18 protein-coding genes are annotated in these 18886 nt (G+C 36.7%); 5 read left to right on the forward strand and 13 right to left on the reverse strand.

The window, feature by feature from the left end; translation table 11 throughout:
* Position 1: 1 nt before the first annotated feature.
* Genes AC58DT_RS10405 through AC58DT_RS10415 form a run of 3 tightly spaced genes read left to right on the forward strand, consistent with a single transcriptional unit; the run spans position 2 to position 3715 of the window.
* Positions 2 to 2104 (forward strand): copper-translocating P-type ATPase, encoded by a 2103-nt coding sequence (locus AC58DT_RS10405; protein WP_497216761.1) that lies wholly within the window; start codon positions 2 to 4, stop codon positions 2102 to 2104.
* Positions 2105 to 3331 (forward strand): MFS transporter, encoded by a 1227-nt coding sequence (locus AC58DT_RS10410; protein WP_497216762.1) that lies wholly within the window; start codon positions 2105 to 2107, stop codon positions 3329 to 3331.
* Between the two features lie 39 nt (positions 3332 to 3370).
* Positions 3371 to 3715: a phospholipase D-like domain-containing protein gene (locus AC58DT_RS10415; RefSeq protein ID WP_497216763.1), complete on the forward strand. Its 345-nt coding sequence runs from the start codon at positions 3371 to 3373 to the stop codon at positions 3713 to 3715.
* On the opposite strand, the gene AC58DT_RS10420 is transcribed toward AC58DT_RS10415, so the two are convergent.
* Genes AC58DT_RS10420 through AC58DT_RS10435 form a run of 4 tightly spaced genes read right to left on the reverse strand, consistent with a single transcriptional unit; the run spans position 3667 to position 8197 of the window.
* A complete protein-coding gene (locus tag AC58DT_RS10420) occupies positions 3667 to 4710 on the reverse strand; it encodes a hypothetical protein (protein WP_497216764.1) in 1044 nt (347 codons plus the stop codon). The genes AC58DT_RS10415 and AC58DT_RS10420 overlap by 49 nt on opposite strands.
* 2 nt (positions 4711 to 4712) lie before the next feature.
* Positions 4713 to 6635: a hypothetical protein gene (locus tag AC58DT_RS10425; protein ID WP_497216765.1), complete on the reverse strand. Its 1923-nt coding sequence runs from the start codon at positions 6633 to 6635 to the stop codon at positions 4713 to 4715.
* Positions 6636 to 6653: 18 nt separating this feature from the next.
* Positions 6654 to 7904: a type II toxin-antitoxin system HipA family toxin gene (locus tag AC58DT_RS10430; RefSeq protein ID WP_497216766.1), complete on the reverse strand. Its 1251-nt coding sequence runs from the start codon at positions 7902 to 7904 to the stop codon at positions 6654 to 6656.
* A 5-nt stretch (positions 7905 to 7909) separates the two neighbouring features.
* Positions 7910 to 8197 carry a helix-turn-helix domain-containing protein gene (locus tag AC58DT_RS10435; protein WP_089369776.1) on the reverse strand — a complete coding sequence of 96 codons (288 nt, stop codon included), beginning with the start codon at positions 8195 to 8197 and terminating at the stop codon, positions 7910 to 7912.
* A gap of 55 nt (positions 8198 to 8252) precedes the next feature.
* Here AC58DT_RS10435 and AC58DT_RS10440 point away from each other — a divergent pair, with 55 nt between their 5' ends.
* Positions 8253 to 9653, forward strand: coding sequence for a hypothetical protein (locus tag AC58DT_RS10440; RefSeq protein ID WP_497216768.1), 1401 nt, complete (start codon positions 8253 to 8255; stop codon positions 9651 to 9653).
* A 56-nt stretch (positions 9654 to 9709) separates the two neighbouring features.
* Positions 9710 to 10240 (forward strand): hypothetical protein, encoded by a 531-nt coding sequence (locus AC58DT_RS10445; RefSeq protein WP_497216769.1) that lies wholly within the window; start codon positions 9710 to 9712, stop codon positions 10238 to 10240.
* A gap of 1 nt (position 10241) precedes the next feature.
* On the opposite strand, the gene AC58DT_RS10450 is transcribed toward AC58DT_RS10445, so the two are convergent.
* From AC58DT_RS10450 to AC58DT_RS10490, 9 genes are all read right to left on the reverse strand, one after another.
* Entirely contained in the window at positions 10242 to 11822 is a 1581-nt protein-coding gene (locus tag AC58DT_RS10450) for a type IV secretory system conjugative DNA transfer family protein (RefSeq protein WP_497216770.1), read from the reverse strand.
* A 5-nt stretch (positions 11823 to 11827) separates the two neighbouring features.
* On the reverse strand, positions 11828 to 12859 hold the full coding sequence (mobB, locus tag AC58DT_RS10455) for a MobB family relaxase (protein ID WP_497216771.1): 1032 nt from the start codon (positions 12857 to 12859) through the stop codon (positions 11828 to 11830).
* An 11-nt stretch (positions 12860 to 12870) separates the two neighbouring features.
* Positions 12871 to 13251, reverse strand: coding sequence for a BfmA/BtgA family mobilization protein (locus tag AC58DT_RS10460; RefSeq protein WP_497216772.1), 381 nt, complete (start codon positions 13249 to 13251; stop codon positions 12871 to 12873).
* 431 nt (positions 13252 to 13682) lie between these two features.
* Positions 13683 to 13880, reverse strand: coding sequence for a hypothetical protein (locus AC58DT_RS10465; protein ID WP_203295422.1), 198 nt, complete (start codon positions 13878 to 13880; stop codon positions 13683 to 13685).
* A gap of 11 nt (positions 13881 to 13891) precedes the next feature.
* Positions 13892 to 14341 carry a JAB domain-containing protein gene (locus AC58DT_RS10470; RefSeq protein WP_336091887.1) on the reverse strand — a complete coding sequence of 150 codons (450 nt, stop codon included), beginning with the start codon at positions 14339 to 14341 and terminating at the stop codon, positions 13892 to 13894.
* A gap of 78 nt (positions 14342 to 14419) precedes the next feature.
* Complete coding sequence (locus AC58DT_RS10475; protein WP_497216773.1) at positions 14420 to 14764, reverse strand: single-stranded DNA-binding protein; 345 nt, start codon at positions 14762 to 14764, stop codon at positions 14420 to 14422.
* Positions 14765 to 15534: 770 nt separating this feature from the next.
* Entirely contained in the window at positions 15535 to 16371 is an 837-nt protein-coding gene (locus AC58DT_RS10480) for a DUF932 domain-containing protein (RefSeq protein ID WP_497216774.1), read from the reverse strand.
* Positions 16372 to 16387: 16 nt separating this feature from the next.
* Positions 16388 to 16549: a hypothetical protein gene (locus AC58DT_RS10485; RefSeq protein ID WP_497216775.1), complete on the reverse strand. Its 162-nt coding sequence runs from the start codon at positions 16547 to 16549 to the stop codon at positions 16388 to 16390.
* Positions 16550 to 16811: 262 nt separating this feature from the next.
* A complete protein-coding gene (locus tag AC58DT_RS10490; RefSeq protein WP_497216776.1) occupies positions 16812 to 18599 on the reverse strand; it encodes a ParB/RepB/Spo0J family partition protein in 1788 nt (595 codons plus the stop codon).
* Between the last annotated feature and the right edge of the window lie 287 nt (positions 18600 to 18886).

Genomic DNA, 18886 nt, shown 5'->3' on the forward strand with positions numbered 1-18886 from the left:
TATGGACAATCACAAAGATCACAAAGACAAAGAAATGGACCATTCTAAAATGAGCCACGAAAAAGAAGACCACTCAAAAATGGATCATTCAAAAAAGAAAAAGGGTGGTGGAGACCATTCCGGTCATAGCCCTGGTCACGGAGAAATGGGTCACGACCATCATAAAATGATGATTGCCGACTTTAGAAAACGGTTTTGGGTAACACTCGTGCTTACCATCCCCATATTGTTCTTCTCACCAATGATTCAAGAATTTTTCGGATATGAATTTTTACTTCCGGGTAATTCATATGTGCTTTTTGCACTTTCATCTGTTGTTTACTTTTACGGTGGTTGGCCATTTTTAAAAGGGTTCTGGTCTGAAATAAAAAAAGGTGCTCCAGGAATGATGACCTTAATTTCTATGGCAATTTCCGTAGCTTATTTCTATAGCACGGCTACCGTTTTTGGCTTAAGGGGTGAAGACTTTTTCTGGGAGCTATCAACACTTATAGCCATAATGTTGCTTGGCCATTGGATAGAAATGAAAAGTGTTTTGGGTGCTTCCAAAGCCTTACAGCTTCTAGTAAGTATGATGCCTGCCGAAGCTCACAGAGTAAAAGGCGATACAATTGAAGATATTTCATTGGAAGATTTATTGAAAGATGATGTGATATTGGTAAAGCCCGGCGAGAAAGTTCCTGCCGATGGTATCATAATCGAAGGGTCTAGTTATCTGAACGAATCCATGTTAACTGGAGAATCAAAACCAGTAAAAAAAGAAGAAAAGGATAAAGTAATTGGAGGTTCTGTAAACGGCAATGGCAGCATAAAGGTAAAAGTGGTACATACAGGAAAAGACAGTTATCTCAACAAGGTTATCACAATGGTTGAGGAAGCACAAAAGACCAAGTCCAAAATGCAAAATCTATCGGATAGAGCAGCAAAGTGGTTGACTTATATTGCCTTGTCTATAGGATTTGGTACGTTGGCAGTTTGGTTAATTCTAGGGTTCCCTTTCGTTTATGCATTAGAAAGAATGGTTACCGTTATGGTCATCGCTTGTCCACACGCACTTGGCCTTGCCATTCCACTTGTAGTTGCGATTTCTACCGCAGTATCTGCTCAAAATGGGCTATTGATTCGTAATAGAACCGCATTTGAGGAATCACGCAAAATATCCACTCTGCTCTTTGACAAAACAGGAACATTGACTAAAGGGGATTTTGGCGTTACCCGAATTGAATCGGTAGATAAAAAATATACATCAGATGAAGTATTAAGACTTGCAAGTGCCTTGGAGCAAAGCTCGGAACATCCTATTGCCGTTGGTATTATAAAAAGGGTTAAGGAAGATAAGGTTGCTATTCCCAATCCTGAAAACTTTAATGCGATTACAGGAAAAGGTGTAGAGGCAAATGTAGAAGGCAAGCAGGTGAAAGTAGTGAGCCCTGGTTATTTGAGGGATGAAAAAATCACCATTCCTGAAGATGCGTATAGTGACGCTGCCGAAACAGTCGTATTTGTGTTAATTGAAGGTGCGTTAGCAGGATACATTGCTCTTGCTGATGAAATAAGACCTGAATCTGCCGAAGCCATAAGGGTCTTTAAAGAGAACAACATAAAAGTCTTGATGGCAACTGGCGATAACGAAAAAACCGCCAAAGCTGTGAGTGAAAAATTAGGGTTGGATGGCTATTATGCCGAAGTGCTACCACACCAAAAAGTAGAAATTGTAGAAGAGTTGCAAAACAAAGGAGAGTTTGTGGCTATGACTGGAGATGGCGTAAACGATGCGCCCGCACTTGCCAAAGCTGATGTAGGAATCGCTGTTGGTTCTGGTACTGATGTAGCCGCCGAAACAGCCGATATTATATTGGTAAATAGCAATCCACAAGATATTGCAAACCTAATTTTGTTCGGAAAGGCTACGTACAATAAAATGATTCAGAACCTAATATGGGCAACTGGGTATAATGTGGTGGCCATTCCATTAGCTGCAGGTGTTCTATACTCTTCTGGCTTTGTTTTAGGGCCAGCTGTAGGAGCGGTATTTATGAGTTTGAGTACAATTATAGTGGCTATTAATGCGCAATTATTGAAGCGAAAAATCGGTAAAAAATAAATGGATAGAAAAGAAAAACTCAACAGGATATTTTTAATTCTGTTGAGTTTATTTGTAGTGATGTTGGGCTATGGTATATTATTGCCAACCCTTCCTTACTATACCGAAAGGCTAGCAATAAAGGGCAATCTCGACACCGATTTAATCAACTTCCATATTGGGTTACTTACCAGCATTTATCCTCTATTTCAATTAATTTTTGTTGTCGTTTGGGGAAAGTTATCTGACAGATATGGTCGTAAACCCGTCATTATTATTGGTTTGATTGGCTTTGTAATAATGCAATTGCTAACTGGGCTTGCAACATCACTTACGATGCTATATATCGCTCGGATTTTTGGTGGTGTTTTCACTTCATCAGTTATTCCTGTCAGCAACGCATATTTAAGTGATATTACTTCAGAAAAACGTAGAACGAAGATAATGGCCTGGTCTGGTGTAGCCATTAGTTCAGGGGTTATTTTTGGACCCGTTATCGGTGGCTTTCTTTCGCAATCAGACCTTCATTTTGAGTATGCAATTGGTCAACTACATTTGGGTCGATTTTCCACACCTTTTTTATTCGCTGCATTATTAGGTTCTATTGTTTTAGTCATTGTTGTAAAATGGCTAAAAAATTCAGTTCGCATCCATAAATTTACAACTCAAAAATTCACTTTTCGCTTCTCGTTCAGCCAATATTTTCTTGTTCTATTGACGCTATCATTTGTCATCCAATTTGTAGTGACCTTGTTTGAAACTGTTTTTTCAATCTACGGTAAAGACGAATTAGGGTTTAACAGCAACCAGGTTGGTATTGGTTTTATGCTGTGTGGTACAATAATGGCTGTTTTGCAGCCTGTATTTGCCAGTTATGGGGAAAAGATTCTATCTACTAAAAAGCAAATTGGCTTTGGGTTATTCATTTCAGGAATTTCATTAATTGCCTTTCCTTTTTTCAAAAATGAATTTGTTGTGTACGGTTTAATTGTGGTGTTTGCTGCTGGTGGTGCTATGGTTACACCTAATTTGCTGTCTGCTGTATCCTTGTTATCCAAAACAAATACTGGTAGAAATATTTCAATACAAAGTTCAACAAACAGTATTGGTCAGATTTTAGGTCCCATTTTAGGAACTTGGTTGGTTACCGGTGGTTTTTATTATCCTTTTATTATTGCCGGGGCGGTTATTTTAATTTCAATAGGATTTGTTTTACCCTCAATGAAATCGAAAGATACCTTAACGTGAAATATAAATTTCAAAAAAATAAATCATAATAAGCATTTGATGATTCATAAATCAACAACTGAAAAACAAAAAAAACAATTACACGATAGCAAAGGTGACAATGAGTATATTCAATTGCTGCATTCTGGCGAAGAGTATTTTATTCGACTAAAAAAAATAATTCGAGGTGCACAAAAAGAGATACATCTTCAAACCTATATTTATGAGAACGATGAAACGGGAAATGATATAGCCGCTTGCCTGAAAGAAGCTGCTCAACGAAATGTAAAAGTTTATGTTTTATTGGATGCATATGGAAGTGCAGCTCTTCCTGATAGTTTTATACAGACTTTGATTCAGCACGGTATTTTAATTCCTTTACTTTTTTTAAAAGCATTAAGGTAAGGGGTCAAGTAATCTGGTTCTTTACCCTCAAAATATTCTAAAATCAGAGGATTCTTCGCAAAGAAATGACTTATAAACTTAATCCAGTCTTCAACGGACAAATCGCCGTTGATTTTAAATAACTTTTTTGATTTACTTTTTACTTGATATTCACCTTTAGTCTTGGTGTTAAAGTTATTATCTCTTCTTTCGAAATATTCATCTTCGGTATAGAGCTGCAGTGCCCCGTCAAAATGGCGAAATACTTTTGAATTCATATCAAATTCCGCGTGAACATAGCGTACTGGAAAATATTTTACTTCATTTATATTAATTGTTATACTTGGTTGCTTAAATTCTAATGCTTGGAAAACTTTGATTTCATCATATGTGTACCAATACACATCCAACGCATATGCTTTTGAAAAAAGGAAATCAAGTTCTATATCGTCTAAATATTGTGGTGGTCTTAAGCTGGAAACACCATCTTTTATTTTTGAAATCTCTTTGGTGAATTTTCCACCATACCAGGTATCTTCTTCAATAAGGACTGGACCACGGATGTCTATTCGCACTCTGTCTAAATCCAATGCAATACTCACGTCATTATACTGAAAATCGTGTTTCCAAAAATGCTCAATAAACCTTGGTGCGAAATTATTGCCAGAATAAAATCCTCTTCTAAAATAATTGCTAGCAAATAGAATATAGTTTGGTGCAAAAAGTGCACCTTCAGAAAACAATTTCTTTTCAAATAATTCTGAGAGAACTTGAAAATCTACCAAACCTTCCTTATCCACACTTATATGTTCATTAAGTCTGAGTACTATATTTTCGCAATTACATAAAACACCTAATCCCATTTGGTAGTCAAAATCACTTAGCCTCACTTTAATGTTTATGGTTTCACAAAAGCTAATGAAGGATTGGATTAGTTTTGCATTTTCAGATAATTTACACGCCTTTTCGTCTTCTATAAATGCTAAATATTGTTTTATTCTTTCTTCTCTATCCATACCTAATACTCTTTCAATTTAGCTACTCTGTTAATACGAGAGAGGTAGTGAATATTTTTAGTGTCTTTCTCATCTTGATTCATAGCCAGTTCAATTTTTTCCATTAATCCACGAACGGGATTTAAACTTCTTAAGGTTTTTTTTCCCAACAGCTTAAGTACGAACAACATTGGCCCAGTGGGTACACCACTGGCCACACCAATAGCTAGATTAAGTGTTTGCGCACTTAAATCTATAATGACGCCTGTTTTTCTTTGGGATTTCAGAAACTTTTGCACTTCGGTATTATACAATTCAACCTTTTGCTTTTGTTCTTCAGGATTGAGACCAGCCAAAACTTCAAGCAACCTCTTGCTGTTGGGATATACAATCTCTTTGCTCAGAACTTCTTCCAATTCCAGTATTGGTATGTAGTCATTCATTTTTATAAGCTCTATTGGTTCTATAAGTGTGTTCCCCTTTATTAGCTGTTGTTCACCATCAACAAAATCTTTAAGAGAATTGATTGTTGCCCGTTTATAGAAGTTTAATAAAGTACCCATAGTTTCTGTGTAGGTAGCATCCGTAAATCCGTCTTGTCCTTTTACTGGGAAATATGTAGCATTCAATGAATTAGAAAGGTGCGCCGCATAGGAAAATACATTGAGCATAAACTCACTACTCTCACTAATGTTTCCCTGAGGTGGATTGTCAATAATTTTGTTTACACCATAAACCGAAGCGCTTAGAATTCCTCCCAATTGTAAAACGTCAAAACTTTCACGCTTGGCAGTAATGGGCCAGGTCAACGTTTTAAAAAGGATAGAAGCATCCATTTTGCTTTTTTTCGCAACTATCTCACTTATAAATTTTAGTTCTTTTATAGAAATCCCATCACCAAATAGGTAGTTATCCGCAGTTTCAACTATATCACATTGTTGCAAGCAAGCTACAGCTCTTCTAGAAACAATAGCATCGGGTTTTAAAGCAAAAACTTCGTCAAGAAACTTCCTGTCATAACGTGAAATATCCTGAACGAGAATCAACGTGATACGTTCACGCAGAATTAATTCGAGGAAATCTGACCTTTTTATGGATAGCTGTTTGAACCACTCGTCCATATTTTTGATTATGGGCGGCGATAAGAATATACGTTGGTATAACAAGATGCAATAGCGCAAATCTACATTTGGAAAGACGCTAAAGTCAATATAACACGCATACTCATTTTCGTTGAGAAAGAAGAGACCATTTTTTCTAAAATTACCTTCGTAAATAGCATTGATATTATCGTACCAGATTGATTCGTCACGTTGTATGAATTTAGGCTTGTTTCGAACAATATGATTGCAATAGTAAACAGTAGCTTCATCTTTTGAAAACCCATTCTGCTGAGTTGGCGGACTGTCAAGTTCGTCTATATGTATTCTAAATTCCAGCCCACTTTGGTGTCTTTTTAAGAAATCTATGAGATTCCCTTCTTGAAACCTTGTCAAAAACTGTTTTTTTCTGATACCGTTTTGTTCTATCCAGTAATTAGCTATATGTATGTTTAAAATCCCTTGTTCATCCGTTATTTTATAAAAATTAATATGTGGAAACTTAGACATTAACATATCTGCCCATCGAGACATTGGCATTAGCACCCCTTGCATTCCATTGGGGATATCCCTATCCTCTAAAGATGGAATTAATTTGGTTTTCCCTTTAGGTTTTCTTGTAGAAATTGCAACTGGAAGAAAAATTGGTTTAATGGATTTTTCAAATTCTTCTTCGATAGTACCAAAATCAACCTTTCTGTTTTTGATATAAATGATGAAAGAGTCGTCCGAAGTTTGATAAATAAAGGTTTGAAGTTCGGGATATTTTGCTCTTAGATTTAAGTCAGTTTTGCGAACCAACCCATAATTTTTCTGCTCATCGTTTTTAATTGTTATATAACTCATCTGATTTTCTTGCTTCTCTTACCACCTGAAGGCTCCAGCCATCAATTCAATTTCTGCATTTTTGATTCCTATTTCTTGTGCCACAGTTTTCCAATTCTTCACTACGGATAACACTTCGTTTAAAATAGTTTCCATCTCTGTATTATTTAATCTAAAATATTCGCCAACACTTTTAGCCAAATCAAAACTTAAAGCGTTATCATCCATATCTATATTTAGAGACAAACCATCTTTCTCTATCGAGGGGTTTAGGTCATAAGCAGGCGATAAAACCCAACCTTTTTCGGTTAATATAAATCCGTGATTTCGCAAATGGTCATCCGTATTAGATATCGCTATATTAAATACTATACGTCGCCAAAGTTGATGTAAATTAGCCTCGACATCCACACCATAATTTTCTATGAATTCTACAATTTCGAGATAACTTGGCGCAGACTCTTTTATAATATCCTCTGTATTACCTGTCATCGTCATAGCTGAAGCAAAGTGAATGCGTTTTTCAGTCTCTCTATCAAATCTTTTGGTCAGAAACGTATGGTACTGACCGCTTATCTTTTCTATTTTAGAATCTGCCATATGTATACCTGCGGCAGTTGCTAGTCTATAGGCTAAAAACTCCCAAGCGGCTTTATCAATGGTATCTGTCTTTGATGGGAACTTCGCAATCCAAAGATTCTTCTTAAGGTCAAAAATATTTGCCTTTGGTCTAGCACCTCCCAATGATGAACCTGGCGCTATCAATACAGCAATCCATTTTCTTACGGCTTCACTTTGGTCATCACTTTCTAACTGTTTAGCTGCTTCTTGTAATTCTCCAAGCGAAGACCACGGTGGTGTTGGGCTTTGAGCATCGTTATCTAAAAAAGGTCCTTGCAGTTCAGTTTTAAAACGCAAAGCACCCATTCTACTTTCGTCAAAAACCCCAAGTAAATAATCTATTTCATAGAGTGTAGGTGCCTTTTCATTCTTTGCTCTAGCATCTTGAGCAGCCCTACGTTTCATTAAGGTCTTACCCCAAGTGTCTGGCATACTATCTAAAAAAATACCGAAATTCTCTTTGTTAGCTGGATATTGTGGCCCCGAATAAAACTCTATATCCGGGTCTAACAATCGTTGTGCATTGGTTTTTAACCAATCCTTGTCATACTCAAAACTAAATGCTTTTTTCCCTTTAGCAAAGTGAGCGGAAAGTATGCCTACCAAGGTTGGTTTCTCTAAAGCTGCCCAATCTGCAAATACGTATATGTCAAATTTTCCTGTTGCCATAATATTTATAATAAATCAAGGTCTTGCAGTTTTCTACCAAATTCATCATCCACCGCTAACTTTAGAAAATCATCTTGAAGATTGAGCACCCTAAATACATTAAAGTACAAACCAATAGCTACGGCCGGATCGCCTTTTTCAATACGATAAAGGGTGGCTCTATGAATACCTGCACGTTCTGAAACTTGCTCGGTAGTAAGCTTTCTTCTCTTTCTGGCTAGCTTTATATTCTCACCTATGTTTTCAAAAATCTTCTGATACTTTGGAAGAATAATTGTTTTCTTAGAATTCATTTTGTTGTTTATTTGCGACAAATATATTACTTTTGTAGTAAATAAACAACATTTTATGAATTACCCAAAGATTGAAAAAGATATATTAATTCATACGGATAGAAAAGAATTCAAACTTTATACTGATAAAGTCTTGATCGAAAATTTAAAAACAAAAAAAACTCCTGTTGAAATTTCAGTGGATGTAGTTCCATCAGATGAGCCAGATATAGATGACAGAGATTGGATTTACAATTCGTCACTTTTCGAAATCTTCGCATCTATACCTTTTATAGAAAATCACGTAGCTCCATTATCAGAAGCATATAACGACTTTTTAGAAAAATTTGATTCATTTCTAGAAATTTTTAAAAGTATGTCACAAATAGATGGTATTGAGATGGCGCCATTTTCACTCCACTTTGAACTTGAGAATACATACATCTTAAAATTTCTTTTTCATCCTCTACCAGAGAAAATCGATTATGTAACTATGTTGGCTTCTGCCTTTGATACAATCGCTCACTTACATCAAGAAAAAGAAAGTGAATTGAAAACTGCCATACAAACTTCATATTCAAGAAAGAACAACAAAAAGTATTTAACCTTTACAGATGGTAGTTGGAAGGTACTCAACCCATTATTGGAAGTTGGTAAAGAAATTACCAAAGACTACAGAAAGGACAGGGATTGGCGAGTCAAAAAACCCCACATAATACTCAATCAGGATAATTTTACTCATCGATTTATCTTTGATTCCAATTGGGTATTAGTATTTGACCACTTAGAAACGATGCTTATTCAGCCCAATGACGTAGCATTGTACTCCAATATTGCTGATAGATGCCTGAATCAGGCTATGGAGTTTTACGAAAAAGTCATTTTGCCACGACATAAACAATGGCATGGTAGTTTTCCTTCTTTAGAAAAACAAAAAGAGTATTACGACTATTTTGAGATAATTATTCAGGCGGTCATATTTGCATATACAGCCTTGGAAGCTTTTGCTAATATATGTATACCAGCAGGATGGGAATACCAAACAGAAGCCAATGGTGTAAAAACCATATATTCCAAAGAAGCAATCGAACGAAAATTTGAACTACGTGAAAAGTTTAAAAAAGTGATACGCCCAATTTTGAATTCTCCTGACCCAACTCGTGAGGACTGGTGGATGCCTTTTATTGAGCTTGAAAACCTAAGAAATGAAATTATCCATACGAAACAATCCAGGTCCGAAGAACGCTATGCAAAGTTGCTTTCTCAATCTATTTTTGACATTGTTAGAAACCACAAAAACATCATACAGTTTTACGGGGACCATATCTCTAAATATAGGACTGAATTCCTTGAAGAGTATCCATATGAATTTGGCTATGACGACGTTATTCCAGGGTTAATGACTGATAAAAATTATTGGAAATCATACAAATCTATTCGTAATATTAAATTCGACAAGTCTGATGAAGAAGAATAAAAGGAACTTAGAAGCAATAGAAAAATTATTAATTAAAACAAACTGGTTTTTAAATTATGGCAAAACGTTACAAAGAATATGAAGACATCGAAAAAGAATTTTATTTCTATATAGGACTGCTCTCAGATAGATTTGCCAAAATGGAAGTACTTGTCCGAGATATGCTCGGGGCATTTATATCAGATGATGATGTTCTCAATGCTTATCTTTTTGAAAAGAATAGTCTTGATGCGAATATCAAACTCATTAAAACGATAAATGTAAAATATGACTACGAAAAGAAAATTCTGGCTGAAATTTTAAATGAAGTAAGTTATATAAAATCAGAACGCAACTCTTTCATTCACGGTATATGGTCAGAGCCCATAGCTAAGGACAATGATATCATTATCCATTGTATCAATCCCAAAATGAAATTTGAAAAAGAACCCAATGGTAAAAGATGGTCTTTTGGTCACGGAAAATTGGTTAGACTTACGTATATCAAAAAACTCGTAAGTAAGATAGAAGATATTATGGTTTCGCAGAAAGCATTTATCGAAAGACTTCGAAATTTTGACTTGGAATTTTGGATACCAAAAGGTTAAGCTAATTAAAAATTGACTTCACCTCCTCATAAACCCGCTCAAAATTAGCTTCTAAATCAGCCTGAGAAAATTGCTTTGATTCCTTCGGTAGCTGCCTGATGATGTTAGATAGTTTAAAATGTACTTTCTTATCCTTCCCATCTGCATACGTGATAAATTCTCCCTGTTTCAATCTGAAGAACACACCAGCTCTAATTTTTGGAATTTCCTTTTCCCCGGTTGTAATGCGAGTATCAAAATCGAGATTATGGCCACGACTGATGCTTTTAGTTGGGTCTTTGATGATTTCAAAGAAACGTTCATAGTACTTTGCCGTGTCTGGGTCATTTACTTTACCAAAAAACTGGTAAGACAAATTGCTCAAAATAGCTTTACTCGCCTTATCACCATACATCATATCATTCTGGATTTTATCCTGCATCACATAAATCGTAGCAATATCATAACTTCTAAGCGTTGCCGGAATACGGTGCATATTCAACAAGCGAATCGTTGGTGCTTCTTCCATCAGCAAGAAAGACGGTTTAGAATTTCGTAAGCTCATTTGTTTTGTAATGGTGTGAATAATAGTGGCGATGACGGGCGAATAGGACGTTTCATATTTTGGGTTATTGACCACGGAAATAATTGCAGGGTTTTCCTCACTATTGATATTCAATGGCACTTCGTCTGCAGATAGTGCCATAAAAATTCGTTGTGTACTAATTCGTTTCAGCGCATTAGCCAGGGTACTTTTCACACCAGCTGTCTGCCTATCCGAATCCTTTCCGCTTATAAAAGCATCTGCCATTGCTCTCGAAGTGGTGTTGGTTTCCAAAAACTGAATAAGACTATCGGTATCGAGCATTTGATAAATCGCTATTAAATGTGGCAACGTACAGTAGTTAGGATAGTCGGTTTTCAGTTTCCAAATCAATCCACCAATTAATCCCTCGGCTGCATCGTTAAAGAATTTGGTTGTTCCTGTAGTTCCGCTTTCCCTTTGTTCCAAAAGATTTTCAATTAGTACCCTTGAGACTTCGTTTACACTTTCCTCATTCTCTAAATAGCGTGGTGCTATGGGATTTACCCTGTGAATAATTTTATCAAAGGAAATGACCTTAAAAGGAATATCGCTATCCTTAAAAAGTGGATACGCCATTTCGGTCAGCTCAAAATCTTTGTAGTCGTGAATGATTCCACAAAAACGCTCTCTCCGGAAATGTTTTAGAAATCCATACACCACACTTTCTGTCTTTCCACTTCCGGCAGAACCGATTATGGACGCGCCTCTTTTGATATTATCCAATTTGAAATTCCCTTTGGTCGTAGAAAAACTGACCTGATATTTAGCATTTCCATTTTGTGCGTTTTCAGTTTTATGAAGAAAAACATACAGTCCTGTATTAATTAGCATAAGAGGACAAACCAAATACAATAATATCGATATTAATTCATTTCCTTCAGAAGTATAGAATAGGAAAAAAGCAAGTATCATAATATTTAATAAAAACGCATATTTGCTTACTCGAAACATCGCATAGAAAATGGTACTGGCTAAACCAATAATTGAAAGTATCGTTATAAGGTTGTCCATTTGCATACCCTCTATATTCCTATTGAACTTGATTTAATGGCCACTTCTGCTCCACGTCTTAACCGTTTGAAAACCCGAAGTGCAATTTGTGTTTGACTAACTGGAATACTCGGCGCTACTGGCAATCCTGTTTTGGTTATCATTTTAAACGCCAAAGCTTTTTCATTGGCTGGTAATTTCATCAAGGCGGCGAAATACAGGTTAGGATTCTTTACAAAATCTTTTTTTGCTTTGTAGGTCTCGGCAAAGTTGCGTTTGTAGCCAAAAGTTTTGTCAAACGTTTTTTCCGCTTTGGCGAAAAAGGCATCCCTATCAAAACCACGCTTTACCTTTTTGCCGTGCATTTCAACTTCAGAAGCTTTGTGTTTACTTCCAGGCGAAAGACTGACCGTATTAGAAGCATCCTTTCTGCTCACGATGATATGGATATGACTTTGGTTTCCATCTTTCGCCATTCCCTGGACAATTCGTTTTCCATTTTGTTGATGTGGTGCTTGGCGTTCCAATTTGGCAATTACCTTTTTCATTTTGTTGATATTACCTTCAGCTCGTCCTTCTTGAATGTTTCTGATTTCGGTTTTCAGCTGAAGTATTTTTGTAGCAAAAGGTTGGTTTTCTTTAATTTGAAAATCTGTTCCTTTAAAGGTTCGTTGATGTTCAATTTTAGCGAAGTATTTTATGTCATCTATGGTTATGGGTCGTCCGTGAATTTCTCGATTGAAGCTGGCAACATAATCTTTCATCAGCTCACGAGTATAGGTTTTTAAATCTTGGCTATTGTTCTGAAGTTTTTGCAATTCATATTTTGAAGGACTGACCGTGATAGAATAAAACTTGGGTTCTTTCTTTTTCAATTTTGCGGTATTTCCATCGATTTCTTTGACCACTTCTTCAGCGGAAATTTCATCGCCATATTGATTGAAAAAATGTTCCATTTCGTGCTGTTCCAAACCTTGATTTTCTTTTTCTAAATAGCCTACAAAATCAGCTGAACTTTGTGAATAATTGTTGCCTAATTTTTGAGGTGTGATTGTAATGTACATAGCTCAAATATTTAGAGTTGGGTGCTTTGGTTTTTCTTTTCGCGAAAGCGGACTTCCTTCTTTTCTTCGGCATATTTCTTTTCTACAATCAGCGGTTTTTTAGTTGGCTCTTCGGTCTCAAAAAGGGACTGAATCATCGCCACCGTAGGTTTGGTCTGTGTCTTTTCTACGTCTCTCATTATGGCAATAACCGCATTGATTCTTTTGAGTAATTTAGCCTCAATGGTACGTCCCGTTGGTCCTAATTTTTCCTTTGGCGATATTTCGTTGTAGAAGAAAAAATCGAGCATCGTGGACATCGCCTCGGTGTGCGATTTGAAGTACGTGCGTGAGAAAGTTTGGAAACGTTTTGCGGTTTCCTTTTTAAATCTAATTCCAATAAATGAGTCCATATTTCGCCGATTTGTCGCAAAATCTTCCCTAAAAATGGGCGTTTACAGCCCGTTTGTCGCAAATCGTTGATTGTCAAAAATTTAAGATATATCCAAATTGCTGGTTATCAGCTATTTGAAAACGAAAAGGAATCCGAAACATCGCGCAGCGTGTTACCCTCTTGCTATTCCTTTTCGTCACGCGCAAGCGTGACAAAAATCCATACAATCCGGCTAAAAAGCCGATTGCCATTTTCAAGGAAAATGATTTTCCGATATGTTATTTTTCGATGTGTACGGTTATCGGCGAAAGTCGAAAAGTGGATAACCCTACGTAATTCTGAATGCTGAATTTCAGCGAAATAAAGATACGTTTTTTTCTTTACTATATGTTAATCACATACAAAAACACCTCTAAATTTTAGAGGTGCTTGCTTTTAATTTCATACAATTTATATGTTGAATATGTATTTGTACGAATACAAATTCCGAAGTGCTTCTTCATCAAGCATCTTATCCAAATTGGTATTATGCTTGGTTGCATAATCCATAATATCCTTGCCATATTTTTCCTTTACATCTTCCTTAGAATTGGCAAGTAATCGCTCTTGTGTTTCCTCGCTCAAATCGGTAAAATTCAAATAAATCATAGCTTTCTAATTTATAAAAGTCCATTATCAGAAAAGCTATAATAATTCCCATCAGGTGCAAATATCAAATGGTCCAGAATGGTAATATCGAATAATTGTGCTGCCTTTTTTATTTTGCTTGTAAGGTTTTTATCTGCCTCACTTGGCATCAATTTTCCGCTTGGGTGATTATGCGTTAGAATTATAGCTACCGATAAGGATTTTAGAATGACGGCAAATAAAATCCGAAGGTCTATTAGTGTACCTGTAATTCCGCCTTGTGACAATTGATAGACACCTTTCACTTTGTTACTGTTATTCAACAATACAACTTTGAAAGTTTCCTGTATGGCGATTGTATCTTTATCCCAATCCTCAAAGAGCAGTTCAGCCGCATCTTGTGAACTACTTATTTTTTGCCACTCAGAGGATTTTAACCCTCCTTTGTAGCTTATTTTTATTTCGTTAACTTGTGCTTTCATTGTTATCTAATTTTAATTAATGGATAATGAAAAAGAGGGCGCAACTTTCCAGAGGAACGCCCTCTTTAATTTTGAAGATTACTTGTCGTTTTTGCTTCCAAGTAATAGGATTTCATCGGCTACAACTTCCGTTACATAGCGTTGGTTGCCATCATCGGTAGTGTAGGTTCGGGTCTTTAGCTTCCCTGTAATTCCTACTTCTTTACCTTTATCAACATAGTTCTCTACAATTTCGGCAGTCTTTCCCCAAGCTACAACGGTATGCCAGTTGGTGTCCGTTTGCTTTTCGCCTTTACTGTCTTTGTAATACTCGTTTGTAGCGAGTGAGAAGCGGGCTACTTTCTTACCGCTTTCAAGGTTCGTAATGGTTGGCTCTTGTCCAACGTTTCCAATTAACTGTACGTGATTTCTAATAGTACTCATAATGCATTGTTTTTAAAGCCTGTTCTTTTTTTACAGACTTGGTTAATAATTATCCCCTATTTGGTTCTAATTGAATTTTAAGGGGTGTTTGTTCTTTTCTTCTGTGCATCGCACAATGGATAGAGTGGGTTTTGTCAAGACTTTTAGGGTAAAATCAGGTGTGTTTGCGACGTAGAAAAATCCTTGGATTTTCAAGGAAGTAGAAACCTTATTTTTCACTAAAACTTTGTATAGTCTTGACAAGTTCCATAAGGGCATTAGCAATTCTTTTAAACGCAGTTGCGTTTGAGCGTACCGACAGTTAAGCGAGATAAGCAACTGCGTTTAAGTTAGAATTGGTTATGTCGTGCCTGTTTTTCGATGACCCGAAAAACAACAAAGGCTTTATCCATTATAAACCCCTTAAAATGTGTAAGACAGCGGTTTGGTTTTTAAGGATTTTCGAGTGAGGGCTCAAGAAGACCGCGCCGAAAATCCTGTCAAGAAAATCAAAGCGATGGCTTTCCGATTAGAAAAGCGGACTTAATTCACAATTTCGGCTCTGGAATGAAGTGTTCCTTCCCAGTCTCGATAGCTATCGGGACGGGAAGGGTTAGCGGAACGGAAAGCTGAAATTGGGGATTGTGTCCAAGACTATTTTAGTGAAGCTCTTTTCACGAAATGTAGATTTTCGCGAAATGTAGGGGAATGTGCTGAGTGGATTAGAAGTAACCGTTTGTTATATATTTAGTCATCCAGTTTGAGGTACTGGATAAACCTTTGACATAATGCTATGCCATAGCATAGACTTCATCAAACAGCTTTTTATCTAACCGCTCTTGTTGGCCGAAGCTTTTCTTCAGGACGTTATGAAGTACTGAATTGAATGCATTGTAACCTAACCAAATATTCGGTTCTTCATTGAGCAACAAGGCTTCATAGTTCAATATTTCGATGACTTCACGAGATTTTTTCGACGGGTCGCTGTTCTTATCGCTACATTCGTACCGGAATAGTTTCGTTTTGTCGAGAATCGCCTTTACAAATTCTTGTGTGTCGATGATTTTAAATTCCTTCATCTTGTCGAATTTCTTGGTAATGGTGTAAAATTCATTGTCCAGAAATTTATCGAATAGGTTGTTCAATCTCGGCATAATCAGGTGTGTATTGTTCTTACTATGTTTTATGGAAAACTCGATTTCGGCTTGTGATACGTGCAGACCGTTTGAGCACACTTTTCTATAAAACCCAAAGTGGCCAGAGGTCTTTTCACTTCCGTCATACGAATTTTTAAACCGAAGCATCGGCAGTATCAAGTCCTTGTCGTTCTTGACGGTAAACTGGCTTTTGTCGTCGATAATAAAGTCCGTAATGAATGACCTGTCATTTTTGTTGATGGTGCGTTTGTGGAAATTCAGCTCTGCATCGGTCAGCATTTCTTCAGCTTTCTTGAAGAACAGTTGATTCGGAATGTGTCCGTAGCTGTTCGATACCACATTGACGATTTTGCCATTTGAGATAATAGCATTTTCAAGCCCTCTTCGGGATTCCATCTGTGTCAGACTTTTTAAGGATTTCATTTCTGATGGAACATAGATTTCATCCTGTTGCAAATTTTGTAAATACATAGCTTTTGAATTTAGATTAAACATTTTCTGATAATACTCGATAATAGTTGGGATGCTTATCCCTGTAATAAGCCAAGTGACTTTCGCCACTATCAATGCTGTAACTTTCGCTACTTTGTTCATAATGCTTTTCCGCTTCTTGAAGCGAAATTTTAGGTTCTTCAGATACTCGTTTCATAATGATGTATTTTGATTAAACAATATTTGAGCAGTACCCAAACGGAAGCTAAAATCTCAGCTCAAAAGGAAACGGAATAAATAAGCGTAGGATGTTGCGTGGGCTTTATGCCGTAGTCTTTTGATGGGTGCATTTTACGAGTTTACCTTTGCGCTAATTATTGATTGATAACCCCTTCCTTATGAACCCATCTTTCAAAGCACTATCATAAAAAAAGAAAAAGGGCCAGCACGAATGCCAACCCTTCTTCAAACAACAGAAGCTACTCGTTGAGTTCCTGAATTTGCTTTTCAAGAACCGTGATGCGCTCTTTCAAACGTTCCTCACGCTTGTCTCGTTTTTCGGCATATTCCTTTTCTATGCTGGTAATCTTGGATTTGAAATATCCTTGCATTGCGTAGTAGAATGAAATGTTCGTCAAATTGTTGACGTGATTGCTTTCGCCAAAATGCACTTGCTTTGTGAGCATATAGCGTATCAACTTGTGAAAGATTTCCTTTTTGAAATTCTTCTTGAAATTCTCGACCATTTCAACTTTGGTCATCTTTGAAGTGTCGCCCAAGAATTTTGAGAAATACTTTTGCTGGCTCATATAGTCAACATTATTTTCAAAAAGCGATATTGAGAATGCCACCATTTCATCTGTTGAAAGTGTCTTCTTTGTATCAATGTATTTCGTCTCACGAATCATTTCTACAACTTCTTCAAACTGCTTGTTGTTCTCAATTTGCTTCTTACGGATTTCCCTTTCGTTGATTTTGACGATTTGTTCTTCAGGCGTACAATCTGCCATCTTCCTATTGGCCAATGGCGCCGAATATTCCGTAGAATCGTTCTTGGATTTTTCAACAATCTTTACAAAGATTTCCTTGTGCTGGAATGAATCGGGATGGAACACAATACCATTTTTAAACCCATCTTCTTTTGCTGAATTGAATTTTTCCAATGCTTCTTTATAAGTCTGCATTGCTTCATCCAATTCTGCCTTTAACTCATCTTCAGAATAATCGTAATGTTGATATTCTATTTTAATGCCATCGATTGTTGGCTCAATCGGATTCTCTAAAATTTCAACATCGTCCAGTAAATAAACTTTCAATCCGTTCTTTACCAATTGGGATATAATGAGCTTATTGTTTTCGTCATCTGCCCAATACTGTCGTATTTCAGGAATTAATAAGATGTTCTCTTTCTTGGATTTCTCAATCAGGTTCAAGAACGATTTATTTTTCTTCGTTTCAAAACAGGCTGCTTTCGTGCAGACCATTTTACCATCGCCGAACAGATTGCCTTGATTTGCCGCGTTGAAAGGACATTCAACGCAAGACCCAGCTTTCGGAACCAATTTTTTATCGGTAACATCAAAGGATGCTTTTTCCAAGTCATAAGTCTGGTCTTTAATCATCCTGTTTATCTGATGTGCATTAAAATCCTCGCCCATCGTTTCCAACATCATCTGTTGCTCTTCCGGTTCAAAAAGTGCCACGCCTACGCCCAAGGAAATGGTCATTTCGCCATTGCGTACAAAATGCTTGAAACCATCAATTAATCCGGCCAGTTTCAAACGCTGTCTGATGAAGTTATCCGTTCTACCCAATCGCTTCGCAATTTCGGTAGGTGAATATTTCTCACTTAGGTAAGCAATCGCATCGGCTTCTTCGGTCGGTTCAACATCCTGTCTTTGCAGGTTTTCGATGATTTGAACTTCCAGAACATCATTATTCTCATAAGTTCTTACGATACAGGGTACGGTCTTTTTTCCTGCAAGCTTGCTCGCACGATATCGGCGTTCGCCCATCACGATGATATAATGGCCATTTAGTTGCCTTACCGTGATTGGCTGCAACACACCGTGCTTTTCGATACTCTCAGAAAGCTGCTGCAAGGCATCATCATTAAAAGTTTTTCTGGGCTGTTCAAGGTCAGGCTTGATTTTACCCAATGGTAAGTTCTGAATTTGAAGTACTTCGGATTTCTTTCCGTTTACTTCTTTCTTGGCAGTAGATTTCGCTCTACTGCGCTTCATTTTGGTACTCGCTTTTGTTGTCATAATACTCAAATTTTTGATTAAACAATATTTGAGCAGAAACCAAACGGAAGATAAAATCTTGGCTCAAAAGGAAACGGAATAAATGAGTAAAGGAAGAAGCGTTGGCTTTATGCCGTAGTCTTTTGATGGAAGTATTTTACGAGTTTACCTTGCGTGTATATTGTATGATAATAAACCCCTCAAACGAAGAACAGAGGTTGAGATAACCTAAAATTTATTAATCCTCAATACAGAAAATAGGATTTGTTATCAAATGAATGGATATAGTACTAAAGCCAATTCAGTTC

The sequence above is a fragment of the Aequorivita sp. CRS11 genome, assembly GCF_059693805.1.

Excerpts from the sequence above, each read along its gene's own strand:
- AC58DT_RS10475 (WP_497216773.1), bottom strand. The coding sequence starts at position 14,764 with ATGAGTACTATTAGAAATCACGTACAGTTAATTGGAAACGTTGGACAA.
- AC58DT_RS10490 (WP_497216776.1), bottom strand. The coding sequence starts at position 18,599 with ATGACAACAAAAGCGAGTACCAAAATGAAGCGCAGTAGAGCGAAATCT.
- AC58DT_RS10435 (WP_089369776.1), bottom strand. The coding sequence starts at position 8,197 with ATGAATTCTAAGAAAACAATTATTCTTCCAAAGTATCAGAAGATTTTT.
- AC58DT_RS10430 (WP_497216766.1), bottom strand. The coding sequence starts at position 7,904 with ATGGCAACAGGAAAATTTGACATATACGTATTTGCAGATTGGGCAGCT.
- AC58DT_RS10485 (WP_497216775.1), bottom strand. The coding sequence starts at position 16,549 with ATGAAACGAGTATCTGAAGAACCTAAAATTTCGCTTCAAGAAGCGGAA.
- mobB (WP_497216771.1), bottom strand. The coding sequence starts at position 12,859 with ATGTACATTACAATCACACCTCAAAAATTAGGCAACAATTATTCACAA.
- AC58DT_RS10460 (WP_497216772.1), bottom strand. The coding sequence starts at position 13,251 with ATGGACTCATTTATTGGAATTAGATTTAAAAAGGAAACCGCAAAACGT.
- AC58DT_RS10415 (WP_497216763.1), top strand. The coding sequence starts at position 3,371 with ATGATTCATAAATCAACAACTGAAAAACAAAAAAAACAATTACACGAT.
- AC58DT_RS10410 (WP_497216762.1), top strand. The coding sequence starts at position 2,105 with ATGGATAGAAAAGAAAAACTCAACAGGATATTTTTAATTCTGTTGAGT.
- AC58DT_RS10445 (WP_497216769.1), top strand. The coding sequence starts at position 9,710 with ATGGCAAAACGTTACAAAGAATATGAAGACATCGAAAAAGAATTTTAT.
- AC58DT_RS10465 (WP_203295422.1), bottom strand. The coding sequence starts at position 13,880 with ATGATTTATTTGAATTTTACCGATTTGAGCGAGGAAACACAAGAGCGA.
- AC58DT_RS10405 (WP_497216761.1), top strand. The coding sequence starts at position 2 with ATGGACAATCACAAAGATCACAAAGACAAAGAAATGGACCATTCTAAA.
- AC58DT_RS10440 (WP_497216768.1), top strand. The coding sequence starts at position 8,253 with ATGAATTACCCAAAGATTGAAAAAGATATATTAATTCATACGGATAGA.
- AC58DT_RS10420 (WP_497216764.1), bottom strand. The coding sequence starts at position 4,710 with ATGGATAGAGAAGAAAGAATAAAACAATATTTAGCATTTATAGAAGAC.
- AC58DT_RS10450 (WP_497216770.1), bottom strand. The coding sequence starts at position 11,822 with ATGCAAATGGACAACCTTATAACGATACTTTCAATTATTGGTTTAGCC.
- AC58DT_RS10425 (WP_497216765.1), bottom strand. The coding sequence starts at position 6,635 with ATGAGTTATATAACAATTAAAAACGATGAGCAGAAAAATTATGGGTTG.
- AC58DT_RS10480 (WP_497216774.1), bottom strand. The coding sequence starts at position 16,371 with ATGTATTTACAAAATTTGCAACAGGATGAAATCTATGTTCCATCAGAA.
- AC58DT_RS10470 (WP_336091887.1), bottom strand. The coding sequence starts at position 14,341 with ATGAAAGCACAAGTTAACGAAATAAAAATAAGCTACAAAGGAGGGTTA.